The organism is Actinosynnema sp. CA-299493 (genome assembly GCF_050946825.1).
Classification (GTDB): Bacteria; Actinomycetota; Actinomycetes; order Mycobacteriales; family Pseudonocardiaceae; genus Actinosynnema.
The window spans coordinates 6,369,444-6,382,707 of the sequence record NZ_CP191993.1; the positions used below are offsets into that span (position 1 = coordinate 6,369,444).

Annotated in this window: 7 protein-coding genes; 4 read left to right on the forward strand and 3 right to left on the reverse strand. The window is 68.3% G+C overall.

Annotation, left to right across the window (positions count from 1 at the left end; translation table 11 throughout):
• Positions 1-159: 159 nt before the first annotated feature.
• Both ACQPYE_RS26520 and ACQPYE_RS26525 read left to right on the forward strand, forming a co-directional pair.
• A complete protein-coding gene (locus ACQPYE_RS26520; protein ID WP_498715187.1) occupies positions 160-1,227 on the forward strand; it encodes a transposase family protein in 1,068 nt (355 codons plus the stop codon).
• A 183-nt stretch (positions 1,228-1,410) separates the two neighbouring features.
• The gene (locus ACQPYE_RS26525; RefSeq protein ID WP_498715188.1) at positions 1,411-3,099 is read left to right on the forward strand and encodes an ISAzo13 family transposase; all 1,689 of its coding nucleotides are present in this window, start codon (positions 1,411-1,413) and stop codon (positions 3,097-3,099) included.
• Here the strand turns inward: ACQPYE_RS26525 and ACQPYE_RS26530 are convergent.
• Entirely contained in the window at positions 3,096-4,013 is a 918-nt protein-coding gene (locus ACQPYE_RS26530) for an IS630 family transposase (protein ID WP_498715190.1), read from the reverse strand. The genes ACQPYE_RS26525 and ACQPYE_RS26530 overlap by 4 nt on opposite strands.
• A gap of 21 nt (positions 4,014-4,034) precedes the next feature.
• On the opposite strand from ACQPYE_RS26530, the gene ACQPYE_RS26535 reads away from it, so the two are divergent.
• Positions 4,035-4,220 (forward strand): hypothetical protein, encoded by a 186-nt coding sequence (locus ACQPYE_RS26535; RefSeq protein WP_498715192.1) that lies wholly within the window; start codon positions 4,035-4,037, stop codon positions 4,218-4,220.
• A gap of 81 nt (positions 4,221-4,301) precedes the next feature.
• Here the strand turns inward: ACQPYE_RS26535 and ACQPYE_RS26540 are convergent, their stop codons facing one another.
• Positions 4,302-8,522 (reverse strand): tetratricopeptide repeat protein, encoded by a 4,221-nt coding sequence (locus ACQPYE_RS26540; protein WP_498715193.1) that lies wholly within the window; start codon positions 8,520-8,522, stop codon positions 4,302-4,304.
• On the opposite strand from ACQPYE_RS26540, the gene ACQPYE_RS26545 reads away from it, so the two are divergent.
• A complete protein-coding gene (locus tag ACQPYE_RS26545) occupies positions 8,521-8,709 on the forward strand; it encodes a hypothetical protein (RefSeq protein ID WP_498715195.1) in 189 nt (62 codons plus the stop codon). The two genes, ACQPYE_RS26540 and ACQPYE_RS26545, sit on opposite strands and share 2 nt — an antisense overlap.
• Positions 8,710-9,304: 595 nt before the next feature.
• On the opposite strand, the gene ACQPYE_RS26550 is transcribed toward ACQPYE_RS26545, so the two are convergent.
• Positions 9,305-12,763, reverse strand: a complete 3,459-nt coding sequence (locus ACQPYE_RS26550; protein ID WP_498715197.1) for a protein kinase domain-containing protein — start codon at positions 12,761-12,763, stop codon at positions 9,305-9,307.
• Positions 12,764-13,264: the final 501 nt, after the last annotated feature.

Below are 13,264 nucleotides of genomic sequence, written 5' to 3' on the forward strand. Positions count from 1 at the left end.
TGCACCTGAGCGCTGAGCTGCGGTGATCGCGCATCATGAGCCGTAGAGGGCATGATCGCGAGGCATGGTGCTACGACTGCTGTATCTGGTCTTCGTTGGATCGTTGGCTGGTTGGTTCTGCTCGGTCGGCCATCGGCGGCCAAAGACGTGGAGCTGCTGATGCTGCAGTACGAAGTCGCCGTACTACGCCGCGCCAACCCTGTGCCGCTCGAAAAGTCATCGCCGCTGGTAGAGCGGAGTTTCGCCGCGTTGGGACCATGTCCGGGTGATCGTGTCGCTGCTGTACAAGGTGACCCGGAGAGTGTTGTCCGTCCCGGCGGTGCTGCTGTGCGGCGAGGCGGCGAAGGACGCCGAGCTGCTCGTGCCGCGGCACGAGAACGCGGTCCTTCGTCGGCAACTCGCGGTCCGGTCCGCTACGAGCCCGTCGATCGGTTCTGGTTCGCCGTCCTGTCCGGGCTGGTGGATCGCCGTCGGTGGCGGGAGGTCTTCCCGGTCACGCCGGGCACCCTGCTCGCCTGGCATCGCAGCTTCGTTGCCCGCACGTGGGACCATTCCGCGCGTCGACGCACCGAACGCCCACCGACAAGAGCCGCGGTCAAGGCCCTCGTGCTGCGACTCGCCCGGGAGAACCCGCGATGGGGTCATCGGCGGATCCTGGGCGAGTTGGCCCGACTTGGCCACCGCATCGCCTGCTCGACGGTCTGGCGGATTCTGCACGACGCGGGCATCGACCCGGCACCACGCCGTTGCGGCCCGACCTGGCGGCAGATCCTCACCGCCCAGGCCCAGGGCGTCATCGCGGCGGACTTCCTCCACCTCGACACCGTGCTCGGCAGACGCCTGCACGCACTGGCCTTCCTCGAACACCACACCCGGCGCCTGCACATCACCGGGGGTCACCGCCCACCCGACCCAGGCATGGACCACTTAGCAGGCGCGGAACCTCGCGTGGACCTCGGGCACCGGATGGAGTCCCTGCGATTCCTGCTCCGTAACCGCGACGGCAGGTACAGCCAGACGTTCGACGCTGTCTTCCAGGGCGACGACCTGAGCGTGATCAAAAGCGCGCCGCAGGCGCCCCGGATGAACGCCTACTGCGAACGGGTCATCGGCACCATCAGACGCGAACTCCTCGACCACATCCTGATCACCGGCGAAGGCTACGCACGACAAATCCTCACGACCTATTTGAGCCGAAAGTATTCGATTGCCTACATGATGACGTAGCGGACGTGGGGAGCCCCGAAGTAGCCGCGGATGATGTGTGGCTGGCGTTGGCGGCGGCGCAGGAAGCGTCGGGTCTCGTGCGCGAGGCGGTCGACGTTGGGGGCGCGTGAGGCGTTGACGTTGCGTTTGGACTCGCAGAGAAATAACCCGTAGATTTCGATCTTGGGCTGTCATGCTTGTGGTATGAGCCTGGTCGAGGATGCGGGGGCTGCGCTGGCGGCGAAGTTCGAGGTGCTGTTGCCACATCTGGACGAGCGTCAGCGGCGGCTGCTGCTGGCCGCGGAGGCCAGGGTGTTGGGGCACGGTGGGATCAGGCTCGTCGCCCGCGCCGCGGGGGTGCGTGAGGCCACGGTGTCCCTGGGGGTCAGGGAGCTGGAGTCCGGCGAGGCCCCGCTCGGACGGGTGCGCCGTCCCGGCGGGGGCCGCAAACGAGTCGCCGACCTCGACGCGGGGCTGCGTCCGGCGTTGCTGGCCCTGGTGGAACCGGACGTCCGGGGTGATCCGATGTCGCCGCTGCGGTGGACGACGAAGTCCACCCGCAAACTTGCCGCCGAACTCACCGCCCGGGGCCACCGGATCTCCGCCGACACCGTCGCGGACCTGCTGCGGGAAGAGGGCTTCAGCCTGCAGAGCAACGCGAAAAGCCTGGAGGGCAAGCAGAATCCCGACCGGGACGCGCAGTTCCTTTACCTCAACGAACAGGTCAAGGACCACCAGGCCGCCGGGCAGCCGGTGGTCAGCGTGGACACCAAGAAGAAGGAACTGGTCGGGCAGTATGAGAACGCGGGCCGCGAGTGGCGCCCCGGCGGCGACCCGGTCAAGGTCGACACCCACGACTTTCCCGACAAGACCCTGGGCAAGGCCGTGCCCTACGGGATCTACGACCTGGCCGCCAACACCGGCTGGGTCAACGTCGGCACCGATCACGACACCGCCGCGTTCGCCGTCGAATCGATCCGCCGTTGGTGGAAGACGACCGGCCGCAACATCCACCCGCAGGCCGGACGCCTGCTGATCACCGCCGACGCGGGCGGCTCCAACAGCTACCGCACCCGCGCGTGGAAAGCCGAACTGGCCGCCCTGGCAGTGGAAACCGGTCTGGCCATCACCGTGTGCCACTTCCCTCCCGGAACATCCAAGTGGAACACGATCGAGCACCGGCTGTTCTCCCACATCACCATGAACTGGCGCGGCCGGCCTCTGACCAGCCATGAGGTCATCGTCAACACCATCGCCGCGACCACCACCCGAACCGGGCTGACCGTCCACGCCGAACTCGACACCGACACCTACGACACCGGAGTCCGCGTCAGCGACGGACAGATGGACGCACTGCCACTGCACCGCCACGAATGGCACGGCGACTGGAACTACACCCTGCGACCCGAGACATACCCACGGATCCCCGTCACCACCCCCGACCCGTTCGACCGACCCAGCCCCGACCTGGCCTGGCTGTGCCACCCCACCATCACCGGCCTGCCCACCCGCGACTGGCACGCCCTCATCACCGCGCTCACCGCCCCGCACGAGGATCAACGCGAAGCCCGGCTGGCCACACGCCGCGGCCACCGCCCCCGCCACAAAGGCGGCCCCGACACCGGCCGACGCCCGGTCCTGACCCTGGCCGACCGACTCCTCGCCACCATTCTGCACTACCGATCGGGCCTGCCCCAGGTCACCGTCGCCGTCCTGTTCGGCGTGCGCCCCGAAACCATCAACAAACGCATCCGCGACATCCGAAACCTGCTCGAACAGACAGGCCGCAGTATCCACCCCGCCGAACACCGCCTCACCAGCCTGGACGACCTCTACAACCTCGCCCACACCTCAGGCATCACCATCCCGGACAGCACCACACCAGCGAGTTAATGATCTGCAAGCCCTTTGAGGTCGGCGTTGAGCAACTCGTCCGGGTTGAGCTCGGGGCTGTAGCCGGGCATCAGATGCAACTCGACCCGATCGGCGTTGGCCCGCAGCCAGGCGCGGACCGCCCTGCTCCGGTGGATTGGGTGCCGGTCGGCGATGACGTGCACCTTCCGGCCCGCCTGGCGGGCCACACGGTCGAGGAACGCGGTGAACACCGTGGCGGTAAAGCGTTCGGTGAACACGGTGAACCACAGCGCGCCCCGTGAGGCGACCGCGGACATGACGTTGACCCGCAGGCGTTTCCCGGTCACCCGCACGATCGGCGTGCGTCCTTTCGGCGCCCAGGACCGGCCGGGCGGCGTGGCATCCGAGCGCAGCCCGCACTGGTCGATCCAGGCGACCGCCGCACCCTCGGCCTTCGCCCGTGCCTCGATCGCCGGATACTCCTCGTCCAGCCACGCGCGCACCGCGGCGGGCTGCTGCTGGTAGGCGCGGCGGGCCGGGCGCTGCGGGGTGAAGCCGTGGCGGCGCAGCCACAACCCCACGCCCTGCTCGGTCATGTCGACCCCGACGACCAGCCGGATTAGCTCGACCACCGCCTGGCGGGTCCACAGCGGGCCGCCGAGCAGCAGTTCCTCGGGCGTGTAGTCGGCCATCGCCGCGAACAGGGTGGACCGGTCCTCCGGGGTGATCAGTTCGGCGGGGCCGGGACGCCCCTTGCGGGTCGCCAGGCCCCCGCGACCGTCCCTCCGGTAGGCGCGCCACCAGGTGCCCACCGAACGTTCGGAGACCCCGAACACCTCCGCGGCCTGCCGATAGCCCACGACCCGACCGGCCTCCAACGCGGCCACCACCCGCAACCGCAGCACCTCACGCTCAGCAGGCGACAACCGGTGCGCACCCTCAACCTCGATCACGAGCGATCAACCTACCGGAAGATGATCACTTTCGACTCAATAACACCCACTGGTCTCATTCACCTTGACAAATTCCGGGAGCGGACGTCCGACACCCTCAGCACCGAAGGGCGAGGGCTCCGGCAGTTCTCGAAACGCGGCTTCGTCTACGGCTTCGAACAACACCACGCGACCAAGCAGACCGAAGTGCCGCCGAGCCGCTGGTGAAGGAAACGGGCTGGTAGGACCGGCCCTGCCTGGGACTTTCGAAGCCACACGCCAAGTGCCTCGCGCCCCCGGTTGCGGCGATCATCGCATCTGGTCCAAGAGCTCCTGCGCGTCGGCGATCCCTCTCTCATAACCGACTCGGGCCCAGTGATGCTGTGCCTGTTGCAATGCGTCCCGGGCCGCGTCGGTGTCGCCGCTTGTCCGGTAGAGCTGCGCCATGTTGAACAGCGTGCCACCGATGTGCTGGTCGTCGCCGAGTTCTAGTGACGCCTCCAGCGCCCGCCTGTAGTAGTTCGCGGCGTTGTCCAAGTCTTTGCGTACCAAGGCGAAGGTGCCGAGTTGGCCACAGGTCAAGGCGATCCCGCGCAGGTCGCCGAATTGGGTGTAGTAGCGCAACGCGTGGTGGCCGTGCGCCTCGCCGGTCGGGAAGTTGTGGTGCACCAGCGCGGCTGTCGCGAGGTTGTAGTAGGCCGAGGCGATGCCACGCACGTCGTTCGTGGTGTTGTACAGGGTCAGCGCCTGCTGGTACCAGGAAGCGGCGTCCTCGGCGTCCCTGCGGCTCACCGCCAGCTCCCCCAGGTCTTCCGCAATGTGCGCGGCGTCCGCGATTTCGCCAGCCTGTTGGAGGACGGCAAAGGCGTTCCGGTAGTCCTCGGCGGCCTGCTCCGGGTCGCCGTTGCGCGCCGTCATGCCACCGCGTTGCGCGCGCAGTCGGGCCGCGTCCGAGTGGGCTCCGATCTCGTCGAGGAGCGCGAGTGCCACCTCGTAATGGGCACGCGCGATGGGCCGCCTGCCTTGTTCGTCGGCGAGCTGCGCGAGCAGTTGGTAGCACGTCGCCTGGTTGTGCCGGTCGTCGAGGGCCCGGAACGCAGCCAGCGCCGTGTTGCAATGCGCCTCCGCCGAGGACCGGTCACCGCACGCCCGGGCGTTCTGCCCGAAAAGGTAGTGCGTGGTGGCGATGCCCGACTCGTCAGCGAGTCTGCTGTAGATGTCGAGGGCCTCGCGGTATCGCTTGTCGGCCTCGTCGTACTGCTCGTGATCGTGCTGGAACTCGCCGATGCGGATATGTGCTGCGGCCGTGGCGAGTTGGTCACCGAGCCCTTCGGCAGTGTGCAACGCCTCGTGCAAGAAATGCAGGGCGCCGGTGAGATCACCACGATGGCCGCTCATCTCGCCGAGCCGGTTCAACAGGGTGACGACGGACGATTCGCCCGGCCCCAGGGCGTGCACGGTGCCCAAGAGGAGAGAGCGTTCCTGCTCCCACGCGCCGCGTCGGCGCAGCGTCTCGCAGGCTTGTTTGGTCCGCTCGCCTGCTTCGGCGGTGTCTCCGGCAGCCAGGTGGTGGTAGCGGGCCTCCAGCAGCTTGTCCACGTCGTCGGTCTCCGGCAGTGCGTCGGCGGAGTCCGAGAGCCAGTAGGCGGCGGCGTGCTGATGGGCGCTGCGCAACGCGGCGGCGTGGTCGTCATCGGCGGCCCAGCGGCGGGCCAGCTCGGACGCGGTCCAGCGATGGACGAACCGACGTTCGGTGGCCGCGTCGGTGGCCAGGAGGCTGGACCGAGTGAGGAGGTCCACCTGCTTCGCCAGTTCCGCGGGATCGGCGGTGACGACGATCGGCCGGGGCGTCGACGGCATCGCCTGCAAGGCGGCGTGGGGGTCGCCAGTGGCAAGCAGGTCCCTCATCGCAGCCTCGCTCAACACCCAGGTCGGCCATTCCTCGATCCTGCTGATCTGGAACAGCAACGCCTCGTCGCCGACCGGGACGCGGTACACCGAGGCGCGCCGCAGCAAGCTGTACGCGTCCGAGGTCAGACCGGCGAGCAATTGGTCGAGCAGCACGTCGTCGGCTGCCTCGGTCACCGCGTCAGCGATGGCCGTGTCGAGATCGCGGTCCTGCGTGAACCATGCGTCCGCCCGGTCCCCTAGGCGCCTGCGGACATGCTCGTGCAGGCGGCCCGTGATGTCCGCGGCGTGGCCGTGGCTGCGCGCCAACAGCGCGGCCACATACTCCAGTGCCCTGGGGTGACCGCCGACGGACTGCCAGATCCGGTGCAGTTCATCGGTGGCGAGTTCGTCCAGGGGAGGCAACGACCAGGCCAGCTTCATGGTCTCGGCGAAGCTGAGCGGTCCGACGTGGTGCCGGTGCAGCCGGCCCTCCGCCCCGTCGGGAAGCGAGAACGGGTGGCGGCTGGTGACGAGCAGGCTCCCGTTCGCCGTCGCCCGAACCCACTCCACCAGGAACGCCCGAAGGCCTTCGTCTCGCACCTCGTAGTGCTCGCCGTGGGTGAGGTTGTCCTCGAAGTTGTCGAGAACCAGAAGGGCCGGGACCGCGCCGAGGGCTTCCTCGCGCAGCATGTCCAAACGCTCGCGCCACGGCGCATTCCGGTTGTCGGCGAACAGGGTCGCCCGCCAGGCGCGACCGGCCTGCTGGTCGGCCGCGATGAGTTGCTTGCGCAACGCCCATGCGATCTTCCGCAGCACCGAGTCGACGTTGGCGACACCGGTCACCGTCGCCAATGCGAGATGGGGGTCGCGTTCCAGCGTGCGGCGGATCAGCTCGGACGCCAAGGCGGTCTTGCCGACACCGCCGATGCCGTGCAGGAGGACACCGCCTCGCCGGCCCCGCGACAACAGCTTGGGCAGAGACCGCTGGTCGGCGCGGCGGCCGACGAACTCACCGGCGTCGACGGCGTCGAGGTCGGGCAGTCCCCGACGAGCGGTCACCGCCCGGCCGGGAACCGTGGGCTGGCTGCGCTCGGGCCCGAACACCACCGACGACCCGCTGCCCGCGAACACCGTGACCGCGGCCCAGTGGTCCCTGGCGGCCAGATCGCGGTCCCGGCGCTCGGTCGAAGCGGCGAGCTGGTCGTGGACCGTTCGGCGGGAGTGGGCGAGCGCGGCGACCACATCGGGCCGGTCGTCGTGTGCGAGGTCGGCGTAGAACGACGCGAACGCGCGGGTCGTGAACTGGTCGCCGACCGGTTGCTCCGTGTTGATGACCGCGGCAGCCCCGTGACCCGCCAGGTGGGCGGCGAACCCTTGGACGGCCGGTGAGTCCGCGGATCTTCGCACCGCCAGCGCCAAAACGGGTGGCACGGCGCCGGCGGGCAGCGCCTCGCGCAGGAACTCCTCCGCAGTCACTCTGCGAACGCCGCCCTCGTCGTCCTCCAAGTCGAGGCTGTTGCCGTCACCGCGGGCGCAGATGTGGAGCACGTGCGGATCTTCGGCGCGGACGGCGTTGCGGATCGCCGTGGTCGTCGCGAACGGCACGATCTCGACGCGCGCCGTACCCGCTCGCGCGCCGTGCACCGATGTGAGCACGGCTCGTAGCTCCATCTCGTAGTCGAGCACTTCGCCGCCGTCGCCGGTCGGGGCCGAGATGGCCACGACGACTCGCAAAGGACCCGGGACGACCCGAATCGGCGACTCGGGCACCTTGCGGTAGACCACCACCAAGCGGTGCAACGCCAACGGCTGCCCGGACACCGGGTCCGGCAACGCCTCCCATGGCAGCCGGGACAGTGCCGAATCATCGGCGACCTCGATCCCGATGCGCACGACCGTCGAGTTCTTCTCGGCCTTGCGCAGCACCTTCGCCAACACCTCGGGCACCCGCCCGGGCAGGAACGACGCGGCCAACAGGTAGCCCACAGACCACAGCGGCGGCTGCTCGCCTGGGGCCACCGGTTCGCCCACTGCCTGTGTGCGCCACAGGTCTTCCAGCGCCTCGGCGAGCTGCGGGCGCACACCGGCGTGCGGTGCGAAGACGTCCAGGCCAGGGCCCGTTAATCGGGTCTGCACGGAATCTACGTGGAGCACCAGGTCCGTCGAACCCGGCGCCACCGGATTGTTGTCGCGTGCGGCGACGGCGGCGGCGTCACGCCAGGTCCACCACGGCCCGGTCGCACTGTCGTCCAGCACCAGCGAGTGTTCGGGAGGGACTGGCACGCGCTTGACCTCGATCTCGCGGATCATGGCTCTGAGCACGTCCTTGAGGTTCTCGCGAGTCGGGACGTTGCTGCCGTTGAACCAGTCACTGATCCGCTGCTGACTCACGCCAGCCTTTTCCGCGACCCGACTCTTGCTCAGTTTCGTGAGCCGTCTGAGGGTCTCAAGCCCTTCCGCCAACTCACTTTTTGGAGTACCACTCACTTTTTGCCTCGCAGAGAACATCCGGTACCGGACCGGTACACCGGTAACCCGCCGTTGACCTGGGCATCTTCGCACGTCGAACGCTGCGGGCAGACCCAATCCAAAAGGCTTGGGCCATCGTTTCGACAACTCGCCAAAAGGAGGCCGCCACATGGCTCAGACAGCGTTGACGATTGCCGCAATGCTGGTCCTGGTCATCTCGACCGCAACCCGCATTCCCCCAGCACTGACCAGGTTCATCAACTCGTTGCGGCCGTTGATCCGAGCCGCATTCGCGTTGAGGCACGAGATCCGCACAGCGAGGGCCGAACTCGGCCGCAATGCGACGGATGCCGGCTAGCGCATCGGCCACGAAGTTTCGCTGAATTGGTCCGGCTGCAGAGCGTCGACCTCAGCAGGGGTGTTGTGCGCTGTCGACGTGCTCGTTCAGCGGCGTCAAGCCGCGACGATGCCGGAGTCGTCCGGCATCGGCCTCGCCCCGCGCGGCCACCGGGCCAGCATCGTGTAGTTGAAGTGGGCGGAGTCGACCTGGGAGGCGTGATGGAGACGACATCCGTGCGTCGTTGGCCTTGGCCGTGCGGACGCGCTCCGTGATCGATGCGGGCAGTGCCGAACGGTGGCGGCGTGGGTCTGGCGGTCAACAACTTCTCGGCCTCGGTCAGCGGATGACCCGCACGCCCTCATCGCCCGAGCCGGTCCGGGCCGGTCCGGGCCGGGCCGACACCCGGACCGGCTCCGCGTCGGCCATGCCGGCGCATCGTCGTTGGCAAGCGGCCGGAAAGCAACTTCGGAGACTGCGGAGTTCACCGTTCACGGGGATCATCCGCGCGAGATCCGGCTGTCCTTCCGGCCGAGGACAACGTCGCTCAGGCCCTGACATCCCGCCGGATGAGGCGGGCTCACCGATACCCCGCAATGACGCGATCGTTGCACCATCACGGGATAGTGGGCAGCGTCTCCATGCCGGTGAACCAGGCCGACCGGTCCTGCACGCCCCGAACGGTGATGGACTCCAGGATCTTCCTGATCTCGGCCTCGGGATACCTGGACTCGTGACTGGGTGTGACGTTGACGATCAGGACGAACTCGACGCAGTCGACCGTGGCCCCTTGATTCCAGGTGTCGACGATCCTTCCGGCGATGCGGTCGCTCCCTCGAGGCCGAGGATACGACGGATCGGCGACCATGCCGATCCTGATCGCCACACCCGTCTCGGTGCTGCCATTGTCGTACCTGCCGAACGTGTCGTCGCAGAGTTCGACACTGCCTTCCCACGGTTGGACGCCGACCCGGGCAGGGTCCAGGCCGTCCGCACCACCACAGGCGCGCAGCCCGGTTGGCAGGTAGTCGAACCGAACGGGGAAGCGCATCGTCCGGTTCACACCCAGTCGGACGGCGGCGGCCACCTTCAGCAGGGTCTCGCGCGCCTTGGGCAAGGGATCGTCGGATTGCGCGAGGTACCAGGAGTCGTTCGCGTACTCGACGGCGATCGTCGGTTTGCCCACCCGGTTGGCTCCGTAGTACCCCGGTTCGGCCACAGCCGGGAGGTAGTAGCCGGTCCGGCCGGCGACCGACACGGCCTCACCGGTTCTCAGCCGACTCGGATCGACGGCGCCGGCTTGGTAGAGCGACACCCACGCCGCCAGGCTGGAAGCCGTCGCCGACTCCGGATCGGTGATCACTTCGCGAACGTTCACGCGCTGCCGTGATTGACCGATCATGCTGTCGCCTATGCGGTAGCCGGCGATGTCGTCGACGGTGAAGGTGAGGGTGAGGTCCGTCGCCGCCGGGATCCGGGGACCGGAGGCGGACGGGCTCGTCGTCGGAGCCCGCGGTGTGGAACTCGCCGTGGACGAGGTGGTCGGTCCCGGAGCTGCTTGGTTCGTCGATGCCGGCCGATCAGCGACCAGAGCCGCAGCGAGGACGGCGCCGGTCACCGCGAGAGCGGTCAGCATCCACACGCGACGGCGGTCAACGGCCGACCGAATTGGACGCGCGGCCGTCCGGATGGCGGTCTGCACACGCCTGGGGCGGGCGGGCGGCTTGCGGCGTCGAGACCGGGTGGGGCCGAACACGGTGCGCCAGGCTTCCTCGATCTCCGCGAGATCCCGGAAGCGCTGTTCGACATCACGGTGGAGGGCACGGTTGAAGAACTCCGCGAGCCGCTTGGCCAGCGACGGGTCGAACTCCGCGGTCGCGATGGTGGGGAGCCGGTCGTCGGTCATCCGGGGGTCGGTGCCGTCACCCCACAGCGGGCGTACCCCCGATGCCATCTCATGCAAGGTGACTGCGGCCGAGTACAGCTCCGCGTGATCGTCGAACAGCGGACGATCCGCCGTGCCGAGGAAGGGGTCCCGGTAGCCCCATGTGCCGACCTTGATGTCACCTGGCCCTGCGTCGGCGAGCGAGAAGTCGAAGAGCATCAGCTGTCTGGCCCCATCGGCGCGCTGGAGGACGCCGAGGTTGTCGGGCTTGATGTCGCGATGGCGCACGTTCCGGGCCGCCAACTGGTCGAGCGCGCTGAACAGGTCACCACCGAACCTCGCGAGTTCGCGTCGGCCGAGCCTGCCACCGGTCCGCAGTCGTGCCGCTAGCGACTCCTCTCCCGCGTGTTCCAGCTCGAGGATTGTGCGTCCTGAGACGAGCCGCGGGCCGTTCAGCAGGCGCACAACCACTCCCCCGCCGACCTGGGCGAGCACCCGCGCCTCGGCCCGCAGTCGAGCGGCTTTCTCCTCGTCGAGCGCGATCTTGAAGACACGCCGTTCGGTTCGGGTTCGATCGTCATCGACAATCTCTCGGACGACCTGCAGGACCCGCGCGGTCGCCCCTGTGCCCAGCACTCGCTCGACCAGCCATCTGTCGACCCGGTCGCCTGGCACAGCGGTGAGCGGATCGACCGGGTCCCGGTCCTCGTCACCGATGGAGTTGCGTTCGACCCGGTCCAGTTCGACGAGCAGCGAATCGACGGAGTCGAAGCGTTGCGCCACGTCGACGCGGGTGGCCTTGAAGATCAGCTCGCCCAGCGGGCCGGACGTCCGCAGCCCCCGCTCCGCGGTCAGTCGGTCGATCAGGTCGCTCCGCCGTTCGGCAGGCGGTTCGTCCGTGATGATCAGATGGGCCAGTGCTCCGAGCCCGAACACGTCCAGCCGCACTGCATCGGCGCGCGGCGCGTCGACCTCCGGAGCCAGGTAGACGTCGGTGATGTCCGCGAGGTGCTCACCGTTCACGGACGACTTGCCGATCGAGGACAGCCGGCTGACGTCGTCGCCGCGGAACGCGGTCTGCCAGTCGGCGATCCGCAGCACTGGCGAGGTCCCGTCGGTCTTCGCCGACACGAACACGGATCGGGCTGCCAGCGCCCGATGGCACAGCGAGTGGCTGTGCGCGTACCGGACCGCCTCGGCGAGCTGCCGCACCATCTCACGACGCTGTCGGGCCGTCAGCGACTTCCCGTACAACGCGAGGTAGGCATCGAGCCGCAGGTCGGACGTCTGGTGGCGGAACAGGATCGCCGGGTTGTCTCGGTGGTGCCCGAACTGCACCGCTTGTGCGATGCCCCGGTGCGTGATGTCCCGCAGGAGCTCGTACTCACGACGTGCCAGCCGCTCGACCGATGCTCGAGCGTCACCGGTTGCCTGTTGCGCGGTCAGGTAGACCCGGAGCCGTCCTTCCTCCCGGACCCCGCTGTTCCGGGTGGCCAGCCGGTCCTCCCACGTGCTCCCGAAGTCCAACGGCTCCGGGGCCAGCTCCCAGTCACCGAACCACCGATACGCGTCGGCCGCAGCAATCCCGAGGTGCCGCAGCAACTCTGGCAGCACGGCCGAGAACTCCTCCGTCACCAGCTGCTCGTCCGGCACCTGGCCGAGCAGGTCGCGCCAGATCCAGTCCAGCCCGGTGGATTCCCCGTCCCGGCCGTACACGCGGACACGGTGGATGTCGTCCAACTCCGACCGCAGACCGGGTGTGGTCAGGAAGATCGCCGGTTCGACCCTGGGCACCCGCAGCCCCGGCCGCTCCCTGCTGGCGACCCGGCGGAGTTGCGCCCTGAGGTCCTTGCTCTTCTGGTCGACCACCTGCAACGGGTTGTGAAGCACCCTCGGTCGCTTGGCGCCCGATCGGCGGAACACGAAGCGGCCGCCGTCGTTGGTCACGTGCTCGCCCAGGTCCTTGAGTTCCACCAGGAACAACCCGGCGGGCGTCGCCATCAGCAGATCACACTCCGGAAGATGCCCAGACGGCGTGGGAAAGCTGAACGTCGCCCAAGCCCGGTACGGCTCCCGATCAGGCATCAACCGACGCACGTGATCAAGACCGCTCTGCTCGTGCTGGTACCGCGACCTCCCCGCCTCGAACCACCGAGGGGCCGCCGACCGGTCGTCCGCTAACAACACCACTCCTCAACCGGATCCGCACGCACTGGGCCGCGAATCGTACAGACCACCGGAACGTGAACGTGACTCAACCGAAAGACCGATTGAGATGGAGAGCCGGCCTCGCCGATCGCGGCCGGCGGAGTACACCGATCCCCTGATCCGGGGGCCGCAAAAGTGCGGGCGAAAGGCGAGGAATACCGCGAAAGAAATTCACAACTGCTTGAGATTAGCAGGGTCCGGCCAGCTCCTCGCTCCCCTTACCCTGGCCGCGTGGACCCGGATGTGGCCGTCGGCACGGCTGGCGCCCTGATCGGTGGGGTGGCGGCCGTGATCGCCTACCTCCAGCTGCGACGCACCCCCGGATGTGCTGCGCTCACCACGAGGCGAGACCCGCGGAAGCTCGTCATCGGCGACATCCCGTGCGAGCCGCTGTCGTTCCGCCGTCGCGAGGCGCTGCTCTCGCACGTCGAGCGGACACTCGAGGCGCAAGCGACAGCTGTGCCTTGTGATCACCTCGTGCAA